We start from the raw sequence: 18,555 nt of genomic DNA, 5'->3' as shown, positions 1-18,555 counted from the left end.
TGTCAATTCGGTGATGTTGTTCACGTCACTGTGACCGGGACAGCGGCAGCTGGCGACCATAGGTCATGGACCGCCAGGCCCATTCAAGAGGGCCATAACGATAGCGCGCCAGCCACAAGGGCGACCAGACTAGCTGCAGCCCCCATACCGCCAGCACAATGATCAACTGCCCCACCCGGTCGACCTGACCGAACAGGCCCAGCCCCGGCAGTCCGACAAAGACCAGTGTCATCAGAAGTGTCTGGCTGAGATAGTTGGTAAAGGCCATTCGTCCCGTCTGCGCCAGAAGATTGGTGACTGGCTGTAACCAGCCGGCCTGGCAGATCAGCATAACCACTGCCGCGTAGCCGAAGGCCAGCACCAGAGAGCCCACATATTGAGACAGCATCGTCATCCAGGCGGATGTGGGTGCGAACCCCGTGGCAAGCGCGTAGCTGGCGCTCCAGCCACACAGGAGGAGACCGACCGGCACCGCGATCAAGGCCGAGCGCATATAACGTTCACGCGACCAACCAAGGGTGAGGAAACCCAGACGGAACAGGGCCATGCCCAACAGCATTACGCCCGCGATACGGCCACCGAAGAAAACCAGCTGGATCAGCTGGAACATGACCGCATTGCCCATATTGTAAGGCAGACGATCCAGGAAACCGGCCTGATAGAGCGCCGTAATGTCATTGACACGTTCAGCGGTGAAGCCCATGGCCTCGGCACCGGAAACATCATCGCCCAGCAGACCCTGGATAGCGGCACCCGACACCATCAACAAGCCGGTGAACGCGATCAGGCCGAGTCCCAGACCGATCTGGCCGAAAGGCGTCATGCGGCGTGCGGTGACGACCACCATTCCTGCCAAGGCGTACGGCACCAGGATATCGCCATACCAGAACACATAGGCGTGGATCATGCCGAACATGAGCAGCCAGCCCATGCGGCGCCAATGACGTTTATGAGCCGCATCTCCCGTACCCAGCATGAGGACGATGCCAGCCCCGAACATGGCCGAAAACAGGGTGATGAACTTCATGGAGAAGAAGGTGTGCACAAACCACCAGACTGCCTGGTTGGCCGGCGCGTCGAAATTTCCCTGAATGTAGGGATGGTCCGCCGCGACATACGTCATGGCGAAGAACTGGATATTCACCATCAAAATGCCGAGCACTGCGAGACCGCGCAGCGTGTCCAGGCACTCAAATCGTGTCGCTCGCGGCGAAGTCGGCATCAAATTCCCCCACAAAGTGATTCCGCCCGGATTCTGCCCCAATCTTACAGATTTTTCACCGGCATCACCCCTATTGTGAATTGTATCGGCTGTGGCGCAAGCGCATAACGCAATCGTCCTTATTCGTGCGGGAGCTAAGGATCCTATGGCCTGGATTGCAGATCTGATTGAGTGGTTAGCCATCTTCTCGATGTCCCTGATGGGCGTCGAGCTGACGCGAACGGACGGATGTTCCGAGGGCGGTACGGACTTCTCGGTAATCGGCAACACGCGCGAAATCGTTGAGTTTATTCCGGGTGACCGGATCGCCTACGTCTTCGATGACTGTAATACCGGCGCCACAGAGGATATCCGCTACGAGACCGTCAACGCTGCGCTAACGACTGTCTACAAAAGCTGATCCCTAACAATTTCGCTCCAATTTCCCCGGGCAAATATCGAGTTTGCATAGTTTATCTGTGTCTAAGCTGCGCCAGACCGCGTAAGCTTGTTATAGATTGATTAACCCGATGGTTTTTCCGACGCAGGGCTGGCGTGAAGAAGTCGCGCGCCCGGTCAAGAAGAGACTCCCATGACCGGAAATACGAAAAACAAAACAAGCACTTTGTCAGATATCGACGTCCTGCCGGACGCCGCCGACGCGCCCTTGATGGCCAGCATCGACCAGGCGATCAGCGACGAATCGGATCGCGCAAACCGGCGACGCAAACCGGCCGGAACCGCATCGCCCGGCGCCTGGCTGGTCTGGATCGGCAATTCCTTCGGCCTGCTCTGGATTGGTGCTGCAGGCGCTTTTTTGTGGGGATATCTCGGCATTCAGAGCCTTGAAAACCTTACCCAGTTCGGCTTTGGCCAGCTGACGGGCCTTGCGGCCTTCGCACTCACACCCGCCCTGCTCTTTGTAATGTGTGGCCTTATGGCGCGGGAGATTGCCCGCAATTCCCAGAATACTGACCGCGTGGAAGAAGCCATCCACCGCCTTGCTGACCCGGCTGCCTATACCGAGGGTCAGGTGCGCAATCTGGCGACCGCGGTTTCCGGTGAGGTCGAGCGCATCAATTCATCCATGGACAGCGCCCTCGCCCGGCTCGCGGCCATGGAAGAAGTGATCAGCCACCACGCCGAGACGCTGGAACAGTCTGCCGGCGACGCCCACATGCGCACCGAAACGCTGCTGGGCGGCCTGCGCAAGGAGCGTTTGCGTCTCAGCGAGGTATCAGAATCCCTGGATGACAAGGCGGCGCTGATAGCCGCTGCGATCTCCGATCAGTCCAAGATGGTCGCTGCTGCGGCGGAACTTGCCGCCACTCAGGCCAACGACACCGAACAGAAAATCCTGGCCAGCGTTGAAACGCTCAATGATGCCAGCGTGAAAATATCCGACCGCGGCCAGATGGTCTCCACCAAGATCGCCGAGCGCGTCGAAAATCTCGGCGAGATGTCCGACACGCTCAAGGAGCGCGCGGAAAATCTGGACGCGGCCTATGTCAAACACCGCAAGCGTCTGAACGATGCGGGCGAAGCCCTGCGCCAGGAGCAGGAAAAGATCGCCGCCGCGCTCGACTTCCACCGTGCCGAGCTGGAGACGATGGTCACCACCGCTCGCGATGGTGCGGAAGCCCTCAACACCGCGACCACGGACGGTGCCTCGGCCTTCCGCGATGCGGTTGAGGACGCGCTGACACGCTCGCGGGATCTGGCCAGCAATATCCGCCAGGAATCCGAATACGCTGCCCGTGAACACGAAAGTGCACTGGCACGTCTGGTGGCCTCCGCCCAGGAAGCAAAGTCCATCTCCCAGGCAGCGATCGAAGCCATTGAGGACCAGGCCGATGCCGTGGCCTCCAAGGTCCAACAAGCAAACGAAGCCGCCTATGAGGCTGCAAACCGCTCGGACCAGGCTTTCGAAATGCGTCTGGCAGAGGCTGAAAAACTGACCTCTAAGGCCTCCCAGGCCGCCGACGATGCAGCCGAGTCCGTACGTCGCCGCCTTGAAGCGGTTCTGGCTTCTGCTCGCGCCGAGACCCAGACGGTCGAACGCCAGGTCGAAAGCATGACCGAACGCCTCGACGAGCTGCCGGAACTGGCTCGTCGCCGCGCTCAGGAGGCCGCCGATGCCCTTCGCCGGGGGCTGGAAGGCCTCAATGCAGCAGCTATGACCGCTGCCGAAGAGGCACAGGAAATCGATGCCGCCTTCCAGGCACGCATCCGCCAGAACTACGAATTGCTGAGTGATTTCATGTTGCGCATGGGTTCTGTTGCGGGCGGCCGCCGCGCGCCCGAACTGGGCCTCAATGAAGTGCCCTCACCACTGCCGCGCCGTCCGCGCAATGAAACGGTCGAGGACTCGTCCCCCAGTGCCGATAATGACGAGACCCCCTCAAAAGACGAGATGCATCGCCCGCTGACCGGTATGAAGGGCGCGGCAGATAAGAGTGTCGGCTTCCCGGAACGCGAGAACAACGCTGCGCGCAAGGATCCGGGCTGGCGCTGGAAGGACCTTCTCTCCTCCATGCCGGAGGAGGATGACGGAAATTCGGGCGGGCGCTAGCCGCGCGCCCGGACGGCCGTTCCGGTCCATTCTGCTAGATCACCGGCAAGATCGGTTGAAGCCGCGTTGAACGCATCCACGATGGCGCTGACGCGGTTATCGCTGGCGCGCCGAGTAACCGTGAACACACGCGAGCCGACCATTTCACGTCCACGTTCCTCGACCAGGCGCGCCATGATGCGAACACGGATCAGTGGGGCGCTATTCTCGCCCTGATCATAAACCGCCTCGAAGGAACGCAGGTCCATCCTCAGCTCGTACTCGCTGCGCACGGCATCCGTCGGATAGACCGGGTCCACGCCATTTCCCGTCGCGTGGAATGTATCCACGACCAGGCCCTGCAATGCGTTTGGCGCCGGAGATATCCAGGCCGCGCCGGACAGATAGGCAAGATGACCTTCGACTCGTTCGATGGCGATCTCATCACCGGACAGTCCAGCCGGAGCGCTCGGGCGTTCGATTTCAACAATGATACCCGGCGGATTATCGCTGGCGCGCGGCGTCGGCGAAGACAGACGATAAACCGCGACTGGCTCGGTCTCAGGCAAAAGCGATACACAGGCCGAGGCGGACAGCGCCGTCAGGCCGGCCAGGAGAAGTTTGATTGAACGCGATGCACTCATTGCGGAATCTCCACGGTCTCACGCGGTGAGCCGGCGATGAAACCGCCGGGATTGTTTTCAAGATCAGCTGAAATGCGTTCCAGCGCCTCCGTCAGGCGCTGCAGATTGGCCGCCGAACGGGTGATGTTATTGAGGCCATTATCAGCAAAGTCTTCCAGCGCCGGGGTCACGGATTGCACCAGTGTATTGGTGTCCACCGCCGCCTGGTTTACGGCCATCGCCGCCAGCGTCGTCTCGTTGACCGCAGCGGTGAGGTCATTGGCCACAAAGGTCGTCGTGGTCTCCGAGAATTCCTGCAGTGATTGCGCGGCCACCGAGATGTCCTGTGCCGCCGTATTGATCTGGGCGAGGGTTTCCCGGGCGTCCTCGATCAGCGCCCCCTCTTCGGACAGGCGATCGGTGATCTCCCGCAGATTAGTCAGCGTCTCTGCGACCTCATCCACATTCTCCTCGCTTAGCAGGTCGGACAGCCGGATAAGCGCGATCTGTGCTGCATCAAGAACGTCCTCGGATCCTTCCACCAGCCCCTCGAGCTGGGCGCGCCGGGCAAAGATGCGTGGCGGCGGTCGGCCAATCTGGCTTTCCAGGCGTGGCGCTTCGGGGGAGCCCCCGGAGATCAGTATATAGGACAGGCCGGTCAGGCCCTGGGGTTCGAGCTGGGCGAAACTGTCAACACGAACCGGGGTCTGCGAAAGAACCTCGATCCGCGCGATCACCCGGCTCTGCTCGTCCAGTCCCAACTCCTTCACCTCACCGACCTGAATGCCGTTGAAACGCACCTCGGCAGACTCGCGAAGCCCTCGCACCGGCCCGTCAAAGACGATGTCGTACTGGGAAAACTCCTCCGAGGTGACCTTGGCCATCCACAGGGTGAACAGGATGCCTGCGGTGATCAATGTCACGGCAAACAGGCCGACGAGTATGTGATGTGCTTTGGTTTCCATCTCTTACCCCCCTTGTCCCGCAAGTGCGGCTCGGCCGCGCGGTCCATGGAAATATTCCTGAATCCAGGGATGCGGATTGCGCATCAAGGCTTCAATTGGCGCAACGACTTCGACTTTCTTGTCTGCCAGCACCGCGACACGGTCGCAGATGGCGTGAAGACTGTCGAGATCGTGCGTAATCATCAACACGGTCAGGCCAAGGGCCTGTGAAAGTTCCAGAATAAGGCTGTCAAACGCCGCCGCGCCGATCGGGTCGAGGCCGGCTGTCGGCTCGTCCAGGAACAGGATGTCCGGATCCAGCGCCAAGGCGCGAGCCAGGGCCGCTCTCTTGCGCATACCGCCGGAAAGCTCTGACGGGTAACGATCCGCTGCTTCCGGAGACAGGCCTGCCAGGCCGATCTTCATGCCGGCGATTTCTTCCATCAGGGCCGGTGGCATGGAGACATGCTCGCGCAGCGGCGCCATGACGTTTTCACGCACGGTCAGCGAGGTGAACAGAGCGCCGTTCTGAAACAGGACGCCCCAGCGTGAATTGACCTTGCGGCGCTCAGCGACCGACAGGCCGCCATAGCGATGCCCCTCGAAAAAGACATCCCCGCCATCGGGCTGTTTGAGCCCCAGGATCGTGTTCAGCAGTACGGTCTTGCCCGTGCCGGAACCGCCGACCAGTCCCAGGATTTCCCCGCGACGGATATCCAGATCCAGATTTTCGTGGATGACGTGCGGTCCAAAGGCGGTTCGCAGGTCCCGCACGGAAATGAGAGCGTCCTGCGTCATATTCCCAGCTCCAGGTAGAGCATGGCAAACAGGGCCTCCAGCACGATCACCGCGAAGATCGACTGAACCACGGACGCAGTTACGCGGCGCCCCAGCGATTCCACATCACCTCCGACCTGCATGCCCTGGCGACAGCCAATGATCGCGACGACAAGGCCGAAGACGGGTGCTTTGGACATGCCCACCAGGAAGTGGCTCCAGTCGAGCTGTTCGTGAAAACGGGTAATGAAGAGTGAGGGCGAGATATCCTGGGCACTCCAGGCGACCAGCATGCCGCCAAAAACACCGGAGATCATGGCACCGAACGTCAACAGTGGAGCCATCAGCGTACAGGCGATTACACGCGGCAGAACCAGGACCTCAAACGGGTCAAGGCCGAGAACACGCATGGCGTCGACCTCCTGCTGCATTTTCATCGCACCGATCTGGGCGGTGAAGGCGGAATCAGACCGGCCCGCCAACATGATGGCCGTGATCAAGACACCGAATTCGCGCAGGACGGCAATACCGACAAGCTCGACCGTGAAGACCGAGAAACCCAGACTTTGCAGCAGGTTGGCACCCATGTACGCAACCACGGCACCGATGAAGAAAGACAAGGTAGCGATGATAGGCATCGCGTTCACGCCGACTTCTTCCATGGCCCAGATCGTCGGGGTCAATCGCAGGCGCGAGGGCACGAACAGGCTGGTTACACCGGTGATCATCGTCCGGCCGAGGAAACCCAGCGTATCAAGGATTTCCCTCGCCATGGCTTCCAGACCAGCACCAATTCGCGCAAGAGCCTTGCCAAACCCGAACGTGGGTGGCGCCTCTTCGGAACAAACCGTCGTACGGGCACGCACTTCCTCGATCAGTCGTCGCGCGGTCGGGTGATCCCCGATGAAATGGAAATCGCCATCGGGCTCTCCACATCGGCGGGTGACCCGTCCGATGATGAAGGCTCCCGCTGTATCCACGCGCCCCAGATGGGTCAGGTCGATGACAATATCGCCGGGCGCAGTTGTCTCTTCAACACGGCGCAGATCTGCGTCCGTGCTGCCGATTGTTTCGACCGTCCAGTCACCATGCAGCTCAACAACCGTCTTAGCGCCGTCCTGACGTATGACGGACCCGGCAGCATCAACCTGAGATAACGCTTTTCCCCTCATGGGATCGCAGCCTAGTCGATTTCTTTGCCCGACGGGAGTGCTGAAACGCGGTGAAGTGCAATTGCTGCAACCAGACCAATTGCGGCTGGTACCAGCATAATGACGAAGCCCCCGGCACCGGCCCAAGCAAAGGCGTACCCGGACGCCACTGACGCGAGCGCCATGACCACCCCACCAGAAAGCGCCGAGTTGATCGCCTGGACTGTAGCCGTATGACGCTGCGGGATAGCCTCAATAGCGAAACGCAGGAAACCGATATAGGTCGCTGCATAGGTCAGCGCGTGCAATAGCTGCAGCATGAAAAGGAAGGGCAGCGGCGGACCCAGCGCGGTCAGCCCCCAGCGCAGAAGCGAACCCAGCGCGCCGATACCCAGAAGCTGCGCGGGCGACATGCGCCCAAGCACACCCTTGCCGGACCACCAAAGAAAAGCGATCTCGATCATCACTCCGGTCGCCCAGAGCGCTCCGATGATGAGCTTGCTATGCCCCTGCGCCTCCCAGGCAAGCGTCGAGAAATAGTAGTAAAATCCGTGCCCGCCCTGAATGCAGGCCGATGCCAGCAGCGCCCAGCCCAGCGGGCCGCGCACAAGGCGACCAAACTGCACCCAGTCAATCTTTTGCCCGGCTTCAGCATCAGCCGGCTCGCCGTCCGGCAAGGTGAAGGCGGACACGACGACAAAGGCGGCACCGGTGACGACAAACACGATCACGCTCTCGCTGCCCGTGAGGTCCAGCAAGGCGCCTGCGGTGAAATTGGCGATGACAAACACCGCGGAACCAAAGGCCCTGACCGGCCCGAACGGGATCTTGCCTGCACGCGATTCCCGCATTGCAAACGCATCTGCCAGCGGGATCTGGCCAAAGAAACAGGCCGAGGCAAAAAACGCCAGTACCAGCAGGGGCCAGGGCGAGCTGGTTGGCAGGTGCATGGCAAAGGCCACCAGCGCCGTCAGCGCCATGGCCCGGATCGGATGGCGCTGCAGGCGCGCCTTGTCAGACCAGCGCGCGGCAATCGGTGAAATCAGGAAACGCCCGGCATAGCCCGCGGCCCCGATCCAGCCGATCCACTCCGCCGAAATCCCGCGCCCCTCCAGCCAGACCGGGAAATAGGGCAGGAACGCCCCGAGGGTCAGGTAGAAAGCTCCAAAATAGGCGGAAAATCTGAGTGTGTTGGCGTTCATGTGTTTTGCGTCCCGAAGCGCACGCCATAACCTTTCCCGACAGCGCTGCATAGGTGTCAAACGCTTGGCGAACAGCGTTCACTTCTATAGGTTCCCCGCAAAATCGGACACAGCCTCATCAGATGACTTTCGAAACGACTGCACATTCCTCTTCCAAGATGGCAGCAGACAGCGATCCAGTTCGACCGCTGCGGGTACTGGTCAGCGGTTATCGCTCCCACCCGCATGTCGGCGGACAGGGCGTTTACATTCGCGAGCTGACACGCGCGCTGGCAGGACTTGGACACAAGGTCACGGTCATTTCCGGCCCGCCATACCCCGAACTGGATGACGGCGTTGAGCTGATCGAACTGCCCTCACTCGACCTGTTCGAAGAAGACAACGCCTTCCTTGCCTTGCGCCCCCAGCATCTCACCAATCGTGCGGATCTGTCGGAATGGCTGGCGCATAATTCCGGGGCATTCGGTGAGCTGTATTCATTTGGCTTGCGACTGGAGAAATACCTGCGCGACCACGCCGGCGAGTACGACGTGCTGCACGACAACCAGACCCTCGCCTCACCATTTGTGCGCATTGATGAGCTTTTGCCCGTCATCACCACGATCCACCATCCGATCTCGATCGATCTGGACTATGCCGTTGCCGCTGGCGAAAGCTGGTGGAAACGCGCCCTGACACGCCGTTGGTACAGTTTCGTGAAAATGCAGGCGCGCACCTCGCGGCAGTTGCCGCGCATGCTCGCGGTCTCTGCCGCGGCACGGGACAGTCATGCCGAGCACTACGCGACACCCACGGAACGTGTGCGGGTTGCGTTCAACGGCATCGAGCACTCCATTTTCCATCCCGACAGCGCAGTCGAACGCGAGCCGGGCCTGATCGTGACCACGGCCAGCGCCGATGCACCGATCAAGGGGTTGGATGTCCTGCTGGAGGCAGTTGCCCGCGTCGCGGCAGCGCGCCCGAACGTCAAACTGCGGATCGTCGGCACCCTGCGCAAGGGACCGGCCAGGCGTGCTCTGGAGAAACACGGGCTGACCTCCCGCGTTATCGATGGTGGCGGTCTCAGCCGCGAGGATGTGGCAGATCTTTATCGCCGTGCGCATGTCGTCGCCTGCCCCGCTCGGTTCGAGGGGTTCGGTTTCCCGGCCGCCGAGGCCATGGCCTGCGGGGCAGCAGTTGTCTCCAGTGATGGCGGTGCCCTGCCGGAAGTGGTCGGTGATTGCGGCCTTGTCTCTCCTGTCGGGAATGCCGGCGCGATGGCGGCCAATCTGGCGCGCCTTCTGGATGATCCGAACATGGCCAGCGAAATGGGTCAGCGTGCCACCGCCCGGGCGCAGGACGTGTTTCAGTGGAAACACCACGCCCTCGCCGCCTCGCGTCTTTATACCGAAGCCCTTGCTGAACGGGGAGCCCGCTCATGATGGTCACGGTTCGTCTCGAGGACATGGACCTCGAGCCCGGAATGCGCGTTCTCGATCTCGGCTGTGGCCGTGGCCGACACCTGCACGCACTCTACTGGAACGACATTCCGCTGGACGTGGTCGGACTGGACCTGTCGCACGGCGAGGTCAAGGCAGCCTGGGAAGGCTTTTTCGAGTTGCCTCCTCCCGAGCCGGCTTCCGACCAGCGCTCCGCCTCGGTCACAGCCGGCGATGCCGGCCGTCTGCCTTTCCCGGACGCTTGTTTCGACCGCATCATCTGTTCCGAGGTCCTCGAACATGTGCCGGATCCGGACCTGGTCCTGTCGGAAATCTCGCGCATCCTGAAACCCGGCGGCCTGTTCATCGCCTCGGTGCCGCGTTACTGGCCGGAAAAGATCTGCTGGGCCCTCTCGGAAGGCTATCAGAACACGCCTGGCGGGCATGTGCGCATTTTCCGTTCCTCCCAGCTCAGGCAGTCCGTCGAGCAGCAGGGCTTCAAACGCTTTGCGCGCCACTGGGCCCACAGCCTGCACAGCCCCTACTGGTGGCTGCAATGTGCGCTCTGGGACAAGCGCGAGGACAGCGGCCTCGTCAATACCTACCGCAAATTCCTGGAGTGGGATCTGTTGCAACGCCCCTGGCTGACGCGCTTCCTCGACTGGCTGCTGAACCCGGTCATGGGCAAGTCCGTCGTCATGTATTTCCGCAAGGCCAGCTGATGAACACGCCCCGTATCATCGCCGAAAGCGCAGCCTATATCCGCACGCTGCAGCGTCCAGACGGATCCATCCCGTGGATTGACCGTGGCATCTGGGACGCGTGGAACCATGGCGAGAGTGTCATGGGACTGGCCATCGCGGGACATGCCTCCGATGCGCTGCGGGGGCTGGATTGCCTGGTCGAGCGACAGGAGGCCGATGGCGGATTTACCGGTGACCTGGGTGCTTCGGTACCGCTGGATGACGATAATCGACGCCTGGTCCCGGGAACCCCGGAACAGGCCCGCGACACCAATTTCACCGGCTATGTGGCGGTTACCGTGCTGCGCAGCCTGCTGGCATTGCAAGCCGCGGACAAGGCCGAGCGTTATTGGCCCATGGTCGACAAGGCGATTGAATTTGTCCTGCGTCACCAGACCGAACGCGGCGATATCGTCTGGCGTGGCCTCGATCCGTACGAGGCCCTGGAAGACGTCGACAGCCTGCGCGCCGGTAATGCCAGCCTCTATAAGTCCATTGAATGCGCTCTGCTTCTGGCCCGCATGGTCGGCGCCGAGCGCCCACACTGGGAAAGTGCCCGGCGCGCGATTGGCGCCACGCTGCGCGAGAATGATGCGCGTTTTGATCGTTTCGGCACGGACCGTCGTCGATATGCGATGGACTGGTACTACCCGGTCCTGACCGGTGTATTGCCGACCGGGGCAGGTCGGGCCCGCCTCTATGCGCGCTGGAACGAGTTTGTCGAGGCGGGGCTGGGATGTCGCTGCGTGACGGATGAGCCGTGGGTCACTGCAGCTGAGACAGCGGAACTCGCCCTCGCCTGCCTCGCAGCCGGCAAGCGCGAGGAAGCCCGTGATTTGCTGGAGAACCTGGAGCCCTTGCGAGCCAACGACGGTGGATACTGGATGGGGTGGCAGTTCGCCGAGGACGTCATCTGGCCTTATGAGCGCCCGTCCTGGACGGCCGGGGCAATGATCATGGCACTCGACGCAGTTGAAGCCCTGACACCGGGGTCGAACCTGCTGATCCGAACGGTGTTACCAGAACTTCCGGAGACAGCCCCTAAGCCAGACGGCGAAGGACTTCCAGCGTTCCTGTTCGACTGACGACCTCGAACAGGCCGCTATCGCGCGCCAGCTTCCAGATCTCATAGGGCGGCCGCCCGCCATCTTCCGGATTGGGGAAGACGTCGTGTATGGCCAGGATACCGCCGGTGACGATGCGCCCGGCCCAGCCGCGATAATCCGTCAGCGCCGCCTCCATGGAATGCCCGCCATCGATGAACACCATGCCCAGGGACGTGGTCCAGTTGGCAGCGACAATGCCGGAACGGCCGATGAGCGGGATTACGCAATCTTCCAGCTTGGCGCGGTAGAGCGTGCGGCGCAGTTCGCGCAGCGTCTCCACGGCGCCCAGCTCGGCATCGAAGAGTTCAGGGTCGTGATACTCCTCACCCGGCTGATGTTCTTCCGAACCGCGATGATGATCCAACGTGTAGAGGACTGTGCCTGCCTCCCGAACGGCGGGCCCGAGATAGAGCGCGGACTTGCCGCAATAGGTTCCGATTTCCAGCACCGGTCCCAGGCGTCCGGCCTGGCGCGCCAGTTCGGCAAGGTGGTCGCCTTCCTCGGGCGCGAGGAAGCCTTTTACGTCATCCGGTGAAAGCATCAGGAAGAGGCGCCGGTCATCAGCGTGCGACGCAGCTGGGCAATATCATCGGCCCGGTCACGCAGCGCTTCTGCATCGCGGGCAAAACGCGCTCGGCGTGTTTCCAGCTCTGCAAGCTGGGTTTGCTCCAGCCCGCCCGCGATATCAGCCATGGCAGAATTGAACGTATCAAGGGCTTGCCGGGAATATCCAACGGCCCGTTCGAGATGTTCGATGTCTTCCGCCAGGGATGCGCGGGTCACTGCGGAGGGTTCACGGATCAGAACCTGGGCCGCGAAGTTCACGTCTCGGATAAGCGCATCGGCTTCGTCGAGGTCGGAAGCCAGTCTGGCCATGGACGCGTCTGCGACCAAAGCACCGGAATCCGTGTTGATCATGTACGGGATCTCGACCAGATATTCGACCGGAACGCCACGCTCGATCGGAGTATCGGAATTCTCGCTTTGTCCCGTGAGGCGGTTCATCCAACCGCCGGCCGACGTCATCGAACGGACGCGGTGAACCCAGCCTTGTTCGACATAGGTGTCTTCTAGACGTGTCACGGACGTTCTGAGGGCAGATTGGTGGACATTCTGGGCATCGCGCATGGACGGCAAGACCGATCCTGCAACAGAAATCGGTGCGCTTGCACACGCGCTGATCGTCAAACACGCGGCTATGGCAGCGGTTACGATCCCGGACTTCTTCATCGTCGAATGTCCCACAAAAAATACATCGGCCCCAATACACAGACAGTATCGAGTGTTGAGCGAATAGGCTATGGTTTATTCCGTTTAGAACTGCCTAACGAAATAACTTGCTATTGCGGCATATTTCATGATGGACGCTGGTTACACCCGACGCCTGCTTTACCCCCCGATACAACCGTATCGCAGCTATCGCCTGAATGTCGGCGACGGGCATGAATTGCATGTCGAGGAATGCGGACGGCCTGACGGTCTACCGATCGTCACCCTGCATGGCGGCCCGGGCGGAGGCATATCCCCTGCCCTGAGGCGTTTTTTCGATCCACAGCGCTATCGCATCATCCTGTTCGACCAGCGCGGCTGTGGCCGGTCCACACCACATGGTTCGCTGGAAAACAACACCACCCAGGCGCTGGTCGAAGACATGGAAAAGATCCGTGTCCAGGCCGGTATCGACAAATGGATCGTGTTTGGCGGGTCCTGGGGTGCAACGCTGGCCATGACCTATGCGCGCGACCATGCGGATCGCTGCCTCGGGCTGATCCTGCGCGGGATTTTCACCTGCACGCAGGCCGAGCTCGACTGGTTCTACAAACACGGCGCCAATGTCATGTTTCCGGACGCCTGGGAACGCCTGGTCGGCTCACTGACCAGCGAAGAGAGAGAGGATGTCGTCGCGGCCTATTATGCCCGCATGCTGGAAAATGACGTGGTGCGCCGACGCCCGGATGCTCTCGCCTGGGCACGCTGGGAAAGCGCCCTGATCTCGCTGGCAGGAGATCCGAGCGCGCCGCTGGCTGATCCCATCCGGGCAGATGGCCTGGCACGCATGGAGACGCATTATTTCGCAAATGGCGGGTTTTTCGAGCGGGATGGCGAATTGCTTGAGGATATTGGCAAGTTCAACCAGATCCCCGGTGTCATCGTCCAGGGACGATATGACGTCGTAACGCCCCCCAAAACGGCCTGGAGCCTTGCCCGGGTCTGGCCGCGAGCAAGGCTCCAGTTAATTGGCGATGCCGGCCATGCGGCCGGCGAGCCCGGCGTGGTCGACGCGCTGGTGCGCGCGACCGACGCCTTTGCAGATCAGATGGGCTAGCCCAGTCCCAGCATCGCGTTGAGCGTTCCACCTGCGAAACGCGCATCGAGACCCAGCACCAGAACCAGACCGACGATCGCCGGGATGATCCAGCGGATCATGAAGTGGAAGAAGCCGAACATGCGACCGGACGCGTGCGAAAGTTCTTCTTTCAGAATGGCCTTGGGCAGGACCCAGCCGGTGAACAATGCCACCAGGAAACCACCAAACGGAAGCAGGATCTCGCCAGACAGGACGTCCAGGAAACCACCACCAAAATCGGCCGAATACACAGAACCGGCACCGATCAGGAAAGCGATACCGCCCAGCATCCAGGCGATCTGCGTCCGACCGAAGTTCGAATGCTCGTCAAAGAAAGCCACCGTGGCTTCCAGCAACGAGATCGACGAGGTCAGGGCCGCGATGAAGGCCAGGAAGAAGAAGGCGCCGCCGATCAGATTACCCATTGGCATGGAGCCAAACAGGTTCGGAAGCGTGGTGAAGATCAGGCTCATGCCAGCAGCCGGGTCGACGCCAGCGGAGAAGACGATCGGGAAGATCATGAAGCCGGCGATCAGGGCAACAAGCGTGTCGGCACCCGAGATCAGGCCAGCGGATTCACCGATATTGGTGTCCTTGGTCAGGTAGGAACCGTAGGTGATCATGATCGCAGAGGCGACACCAACCGAGAAGAAGGCCTGGCCGAGCGCCGACACCATGGTACCGCCGTCAACACGGCTGAAGTCAGGCGTGAACAGGTAAGTGAAGGCCTGAACCGTGGAACCATCCGAGAAACCGCGGATAACAGCGAAGATCGTCAGCGCTGCCAGCATGACGAAGAAAAGCGGCATCAGAATGGTGACAACGCTTTCAATACCGCCCTTGAGGCCGCGCGACACGATCCAGCAGGTCAGCGCCATGAAGACGATCTGCCAGACGATCCCCCAGGTGCTGGTGCCGTAGAACATGTTGGCGCCAGCATCCGTGGCGAAACCGCCCATGAAACCTGCCGCCGACATGGCCATGACCTGGCCCGCGATCACAGAATATGTCGTCAGGACGAGGAAACCACCGGCCATACAGACCCAGCCCACAAAGGACCAGCTACCGGATTTCTTCGATTCCAGTGCCAGTTCTCGGGTCGAGCTGACAGCGGATTTCTGTGCGCGGCGACCGATGGTGAATTCCGCCATCAAAACCGGGAATGCGATCAGCGCCACACAGGCGATGTAGATCAATACGAAGGCAGAACCGCCGTTTTCACCCGTCTGGAACGGGAAACGCCAGAGATTGCCGAGACCGACTGCGGAACCGACCGCAGCCATGATAAATGCAAAACGCGACGACCAGTGCGCATGGGCACCCGGTGCTGGTGTTGCCGCCATGATACTCTCCCCTCCGGGCAGCCCCTCACCGGCCACCTCGTATAGCTACAAATCCCCGCGCACACTTCCCTATGCGGAAGGCCCGGTCAAGCTTGACAGCGCAGAGGATACTGGTCAGCCGAACAGCCCGACACCGCGTGGCGGCTCGGCATTGCGGTGGATATGGGCGCCGAGGATTAGCCCGAAGGCGACCAGAATGGACAGCACGACCGTGCCCCCGTAGGAAATCAGCGGCAAAGGCACGCCCACAACCGGCATCAGGCGCGAGACCATGCCGATATTGATGAAGACATAGAGTGCATAGGTCGTGATGAGTCCCATCGTCAGAAGACGCAGGAAGGGGCTCTTGCAGCTGACGGCAATGGCGACACCCTGTGCCATGATCAGCGCATTGATCGCCAGCACGGAAACCCCGCCGACAAAGCCGAACTCCTCGCCCAGGGCGGTGAAGATATAGTCGGTCTGCATCTCTGGAAGGAAACCCAGCTTGGACTGCGTACCCTCGAGATATCCCTTGCCGGTCATGCCCCCGGAGCCGAGCGTGATCACCGCCTGGTTGGGGTGGTAATTGATCCCCAGGGGGTCAAAATCTGGATTGGTGAAGGCCCTTACCCGGTCCATCTGGTATTCGGCCAGTATGTTCTCGAGGCCTACGACTGCAACGCCGATCACCCCCATCAGGCCAAGTCCGCCGACGATCAGGATGAACCACCAGCTCAGGCCGGCCATGAAGATAACGGCCAGTCCTGTCGCCATCAGCAGGAGCGTCGTGCCCAGATCTGGCTGGCCAATGATCAGCGCGGCTGGCGCGCCGATGATCATCATCGGTGGTATCAGGCCGGACAGCGAGGTCACCTTGTCGCTCGGCAGGTCGTGGTAGAAACGTGCCAGAGCCAGCACCAGGGCAACTTTCATGACCTCCGAGGGCTGAAGTCGCAGCGGTCCCAGATCGATCCAGCGCTGGGCGCCATTGATGGTCACCCCGGCAAATTCGACCAGGACAAGCAGTAACAAGGCACCGAAATAGATCGGATAAGCCGCGCCAATCCAGAAACGCGGCGGGAACATTGCCACGATCAGCATGCCGGTAAAACCGACACCGAGACGCAGGGCGTGACGCACCGCCCACGGGTTCCATTCCGCGCCGGCCAGCGAATACAGCATCGCCACGCCCGCCACGCCTAAAAGGCCTAGCAGCAGCACGAGGGACCAGTTGATTTCCATCATTTTGCCCGGCAGGTCGCGGGGCACGGTCTCGCGGAAAACAGCCATCAGATGCCTCCTCGCGTGGTGGACGGAGACAGCGAGGCAAAGACGCCCGGCCGGCTGGAGGGGTCACGCGCCACGGTCCGGCGCAAGATATCGCGCGCAGGCCGCGTCGCCGCACTGGAGCCGCCGCCATGTTCAACCACGACGACACATGCATACTTGGGATTATCGGCGGGCGCGTAACACATGAAAAGGCCATGGTCGCGCAGGCGCCAGGGCAGATCTTCCTGCTCCCTCACGCCCTGTTCGCGCTCTTCGGCGGTGATGGAATAGACCTGCGCCGTACCAGTCTTGCCGGCCATCTCTACGCCCTCAATACCCAATCCGCCCAGCGAGAATGACGTCCCGCCCTGTTCGTGCACGACGGCCCGCAGGCCCTCACGAACCCGGGCCATGGTGTCGTCACTGAGCCCCATATGCTGGGCAGGCGGTGTCATGGCGTTGCGGAAAAGGGTCGGCTGGACCGCACGGCCGGACGCGACGCGGGCCGTCATCACGGCGAGCTGCAAGGGAGACGCCAGGGTGAAACCCTGCCCGATGCCCGTGTTATAGGTGCGGCCGGTTGTCCAGGGCTGGTTGCGATTGGCCATCAGCCAGGCCGGGCTCGGGTTCAGCCCGCGCGCCACGCCCGCAATGCCGATATCAAACTCCTCGCCGATACCAAAGCGGGCCGCCATCTCATTGATGCGATCGATGCCCAGCCGCTCGGCAATCTCGTAGAAATAGATATCGCAGGACGTCTTTAACGCCTCATGCAGGTCCACACGACCATGCCCTTCCCGCCGCCAGCAATGGAAATCGCGATTGCCCAGGCGCGTCGAACCGGTACAGCGCACGCTCTCGGACGGTTCGATTATGCCCGCTTCCAGCGCTGCCGCGGCAACGACGGCCTTGAAGGTCGAACCGGGTGGATAAGTCCCCTGGATGGACTTGTGATAGAGCGGCCGGTGATCATTATCGCGATAACGCGCATAATCTGCCGAGGAGATACCGCGGACAAACAGGTTCGGGTCGAAAGACGGATTGGATACCAGCGCGATCAACTCACCGGTATTCACGTCGATCACAACAGCAGATGCACTCTCATCGCCCAGTCGTTCGGATGCGAAACGCTGGATGTCCGCATCCAGGGTCAGCACAACATCCATGCCCTGACTGGGATCAACGGACTGGTCCGGGATCTCGCGGATAATGCGGCCTGCCGCATCCACCTCGGTCTTCAGGGCACCGGCGGCACCACGAAGGTCGTGTTCACGCGCAATTTCGACACCATTCTTGCCAACGCGAAAACCCGGCTGGCGGAGCAGGCGCTCGGCATCGGGATGGTCATTGGCGATATCATCCTCGTTCGGCGTCTGCACATAACCCACAACATGGGCAAAGGCCTCGCCGTAAGGATAATTGCGCACTTCCTCGACATCCGGCGTGATGCCCGGAATGTCCGGCGCATAGAGATTGACCGTCGAGAAGGTCTGCCAGTCCAGATCGTTGGCGACGGTGATCGGCTGGAAACTGCGATTCTGGCGCGCCCGGCGGTGGATCAGATCGCGGCGCCCCTGCGAGATCGTCATATGGCGGCCGAGCAGATCCAGCGACGTATCGATGTCGCTGGTGCCTTCCGGCGTCAGCAGGATGCGATAGCTGTCGCGATTGTCCGCTATGGGCACCCCGAAACGATCGAGAATGCGCCCGCGCGATGGCGGTGTAAGCTGGAAATTGAACTGATTGTCTTCCGACAACAGGCGATACCGCTCGCTGTCCAGCACCTGGAGCGCATAGAGGCGTGCGCCGAGAATAGTGAAGCCCAGCGCCCCTGCGCCGGAGAGCAAGAGAGCCCGGCGGGTGAATTTGAGTTCCTGTTCCTGGCGATCTGCGCGCAT

General features: G+C 61.2%; 18 protein-coding genes. 7 read left to right on the top strand and 11 right to left on the bottom strand.

What is annotated here, in order from left to right:
• Positions 1–25: 25 nt before the first annotated feature.
• Positions 26–1,222, bottom strand: a complete 1,197-nt coding sequence (locus tag SIC17_RS13255) for a DUF418 domain-containing protein (protein WP_412545665.1) — start codon at positions 1,220–1,222, stop codon at positions 26–28.
• Positions 1,223–1,367: 145 nt separating this feature from the next.
• Between SIC17_RS13255 and SIC17_RS13250 the strand changes: the two genes are divergently transcribed.
• Together SIC17_RS13250 and SIC17_RS13245 are read left to right on the top strand one after the other, a co-directional pair.
• The gene (locus tag SIC17_RS13250) at positions 1,368–1,622 is read left to right on the top strand and encodes a hypothetical protein (protein WP_412545664.1); all 255 of its coding nucleotides are present in this window, start codon (positions 1,368–1,370) and stop codon (positions 1,620–1,622) included.
• Between the two features lie 171 nt (positions 1,623–1,793).
• Positions 1,794–3,773: a hypothetical protein gene (locus tag SIC17_RS13245; protein ID WP_412545663.1), complete on the top strand. Its 1,980-nt coding sequence runs from the start codon at positions 1,794–1,796 to the stop codon at positions 3,771–3,773.
• On the opposite strand, the gene SIC17_RS13240 is transcribed toward SIC17_RS13245, so the two are convergent.
• From SIC17_RS13240 to SIC17_RS13220, 5 genes are read right to left on the bottom strand one after another with little or no spacing between them, the layout of a single operon-like run.
• Complete coding sequence (locus SIC17_RS13240; protein WP_291892676.1) at positions 3,770–4,396, bottom strand: ABC-type transport auxiliary lipoprotein family protein; 627 nt, start codon at positions 4,394–4,396, stop codon at positions 3,770–3,772. The genes SIC17_RS13245 and SIC17_RS13240 overlap by 4 nt on opposite strands.
• Complete coding sequence (locus tag SIC17_RS13235; protein ID WP_291892674.1) at positions 4,393–5,340, bottom strand: MlaD family protein; 948 nt, start codon at positions 5,338–5,340, stop codon at positions 4,393–4,395. The genes SIC17_RS13240 and SIC17_RS13235 overlap by 4 nt, the downstream gene beginning before the upstream one ends.
• A gap of 3 nt (positions 5,341–5,343) precedes the next feature.
• Positions 5,344–6,117, bottom strand: a complete 774-nt coding sequence (locus SIC17_RS13230) for an ABC transporter ATP-binding protein (RefSeq protein WP_412545662.1) — start codon at positions 6,115–6,117, stop codon at positions 5,344–5,346.
• Positions 6,114–7,268: an ABC transporter permease gene (locus SIC17_RS13225; RefSeq protein ID WP_291892672.1), complete on the bottom strand. Its 1,155-nt coding sequence runs from the start codon at positions 7,266–7,268 to the stop codon at positions 6,114–6,116. The genes SIC17_RS13230 and SIC17_RS13225 overlap by 4 nt, the downstream gene beginning before the upstream one ends.
• An 11-nt stretch (positions 7,269–7,279) precedes the next feature.
• A complete protein-coding gene (locus SIC17_RS13220; RefSeq protein WP_412545661.1) occupies positions 7,280–8,449 on the bottom strand; it encodes an MFS transporter in 1,170 nt (389 codons plus the stop codon).
• A gap of 122 nt (positions 8,450–8,571) precedes the next feature.
• Between SIC17_RS13220 and SIC17_RS13215 the strand changes: the two genes are divergently transcribed.
• Genes SIC17_RS13215 through SIC17_RS13205 form a run of 3 tightly spaced genes read left to right on the top strand, consistent with a single transcriptional unit; the run spans position 8,572 to position 11,695 of the window.
• On the top strand, positions 8,572–9,870 hold the full coding sequence (locus tag SIC17_RS13215; protein ID WP_412545660.1) for a glycosyltransferase family 4 protein: 1,299 nt from the start codon (positions 8,572–8,574) through the stop codon (positions 9,868–9,870).
• Complete coding sequence (locus SIC17_RS13210) at positions 9,867–10,589, top strand: class I SAM-dependent methyltransferase (RefSeq protein WP_412545659.1); 723 nt, start codon at positions 9,867–9,869, stop codon at positions 10,587–10,589. The genes SIC17_RS13215 and SIC17_RS13210 overlap by 4 nt, the downstream gene beginning before the upstream one ends.
• Positions 10,589–11,695, top strand: a complete 1,107-nt coding sequence (locus tag SIC17_RS13205; protein WP_412545658.1) for a hypothetical protein — start codon at positions 10,589–10,591, stop codon at positions 11,693–11,695. The genes SIC17_RS13210 and SIC17_RS13205 overlap by 1 nt, the downstream gene beginning before the upstream one ends.
• On the opposite strand, the gene SIC17_RS13200 is transcribed toward SIC17_RS13205, so the two are convergent.
• Both SIC17_RS13200 and SIC17_RS13195 read right to left on the bottom strand, forming a co-directional pair.
• Positions 11,652–12,257 carry a class I SAM-dependent methyltransferase gene (locus tag SIC17_RS13200; RefSeq protein ID WP_412545657.1) on the bottom strand — a complete coding sequence of 202 codons (606 nt, stop codon included), beginning with the start codon at positions 12,255–12,257 and terminating at the stop codon, positions 11,652–11,654. The two genes, SIC17_RS13205 and SIC17_RS13200, sit on opposite strands and share 44 nt — an antisense overlap.
• Entirely contained in the window at positions 12,257–12,799 is a 543-nt protein-coding gene (locus SIC17_RS13195; protein ID WP_412545656.1) for a hypothetical protein, read from the bottom strand. The genes SIC17_RS13200 and SIC17_RS13195 overlap by 1 nt, the downstream gene beginning before the upstream one ends.
• A 43-nt stretch (positions 12,800–12,842) precedes the next feature.
• Here SIC17_RS13195 and SIC17_RS13190 point away from each other — a divergent pair, with 43 nt between their 5' ends.
• Both SIC17_RS13190 and pip read left to right on the top strand, forming a co-directional pair.
• Positions 12,843–13,013 carry a hypothetical protein gene (locus tag SIC17_RS13190; RefSeq protein ID WP_412545655.1) on the top strand — a complete coding sequence of 57 codons (171 nt, stop codon included), beginning with the start codon at positions 12,843–12,845 and terminating at the stop codon, positions 13,011–13,013.
• Between the two features lie 63 nt (positions 13,014–13,076).
• Positions 13,077–14,042, top strand: a complete 966-nt coding sequence (gene pip / locus SIC17_RS13185; RefSeq protein WP_412546931.1) for a prolyl aminopeptidase — start codon at positions 13,077–13,079, stop codon at positions 14,040–14,042.
• On the opposite strand, the gene SIC17_RS13180 is transcribed toward pip, so the two are convergent.
• The 3 genes from SIC17_RS13180 to mrdA all read right to left on the bottom strand — a co-directional run bounded on the left by SIC17_RS13180 (position 14,039) and on the right by mrdA (position 18,555).
• Positions 14,039–15,406 carry a sodium-dependent transporter gene (locus tag SIC17_RS13180; RefSeq protein ID WP_412545654.1) on the bottom strand — a complete coding sequence of 456 codons (1,368 nt, stop codon included), beginning with the start codon at positions 15,404–15,406 and terminating at the stop codon, positions 14,039–14,041. The two genes, pip and SIC17_RS13180, sit on opposite strands and share 4 nt — an antisense overlap.
• Before the next feature lie 114 nt (positions 15,407–15,520).
• Positions 15,521–16,678 (bottom strand): rod shape-determining protein RodA, encoded by a 1,158-nt coding sequence (gene rodA, locus SIC17_RS13175; protein WP_412545653.1) that lies wholly within the window; start codon positions 16,676–16,678, stop codon positions 15,521–15,523.
• Positions 16,678–18,555 (bottom strand): penicillin-binding protein 2, encoded by a 1,878-nt coding sequence (mrdA, locus tag SIC17_RS13170; RefSeq protein WP_412545652.1) that lies wholly within the window; start codon positions 18,553–18,555, stop codon positions 16,678–16,680. The genes rodA and mrdA overlap by 1 nt, the downstream gene beginning before the upstream one ends.

This window comes from Maricaulis sp. MIT060901 (assembly GCF_047123815.1).
In the GTDB taxonomy this organism is placed as follows: Bacteria; Pseudomonadota; Alphaproteobacteria; order Caulobacterales; family Maricaulaceae; genus Maricaulis.
Note: the sequence above shows the minus strand (reverse complement) of the source record. Positions and strands in the feature narration are given on the sequence as shown.

Coding starts and splice junctions, on each gene's coding strand:
- SIC17_RS13255 (WP_412545665.1), bottom strand. CDS start 1,222: ATGCCGACTTCGCCGCGAGCGACACGATTTGAGTGCCTGGACACGCTG.
- SIC17_RS13250 (WP_412545664.1), top strand. CDS start 1,368: ATGGCCTGGATTGCAGATCTGATTGAGTGGTTAGCCATCTTCTCGATG.
- SIC17_RS13245 (WP_412545663.1), top strand. CDS start 1,794: ATGACCGGAAATACGAAAAACAAAACAAGCACTTTGTCAGATATCGAC.
- SIC17_RS13240 (WP_291892676.1), bottom strand. CDS start 4,396: ATGAGTGCATCGCGTTCAATCAAACTTCTCCTGGCCGGCCTGACGGCG.
- SIC17_RS13235 (WP_291892674.1), bottom strand. CDS start 5,340: ATGGAAACCAAAGCACATCACATACTCGTCGGCCTGTTTGCCGTGACA.
- SIC17_RS13230 (WP_412545662.1), bottom strand. CDS start 6,117: ATGACGCAGGACGCTCTCATTTCCGTGCGGGACCTGCGAACCGCCTTT.
- SIC17_RS13225 (WP_291892672.1), bottom strand. CDS start 7,268: ATGAGGGGAAAAGCGTTATCTCAGGTTGATGCTGCCGGGTCCGTCATA.
- SIC17_RS13220 (WP_412545661.1), bottom strand. CDS start 8,449: ATGAACGCCAACACACTCAGATTTTCCGCCTATTTTGGAGCTTTCTAC.
- SIC17_RS13215 (WP_412545660.1), top strand. CDS start 8,572: ATGACTTTCGAAACGACTGCACATTCCTCTTCCAAGATGGCAGCAGAC.
- SIC17_RS13210 (WP_412545659.1), top strand. CDS start 9,867: ATGATGGTCACGGTTCGTCTCGAGGACATGGACCTCGAGCCCGGAATG.
- SIC17_RS13205 (WP_412545658.1), top strand. CDS start 10,589: ATGAACACGCCCCGTATCATCGCCGAAAGCGCAGCCTATATCCGCACG.
- SIC17_RS13200 (WP_412545657.1), bottom strand. CDS start 12,257: ATGCTTTCACCGGATGACGTAAAAGGCTTCCTCGCGCCCGAGGAAGGC.
- SIC17_RS13190 (WP_412545655.1), top strand. CDS start 12,843: ATGGACGGCAAGACCGATCCTGCAACAGAAATCGGTGCGCTTGCACAC.
- pip (WP_412546931.1), top strand. CDS start 13,077: ATGGACGCTGGTTACACCCGACGCCTGCTTTACCCCCCGATACAACCG.
- SIC17_RS13180 (WP_412545654.1), bottom strand. CDS start 15,406: ATGGCGGCAACACCAGCACCGGGTGCCCATGCGCACTGGTCGTCGCGT.
- rodA (WP_412545653.1), bottom strand. CDS start 16,678: ATGGCTGTTTTCCGCGAGACCGTGCCCCGCGACCTGCCGGGCAAAATG.
- mrdA (WP_412545652.1), bottom strand. CDS start 18,555: ATGCGCGCAGATCGCCAGGAACAGGAACTCAAATTCACCCGCCGGGCT.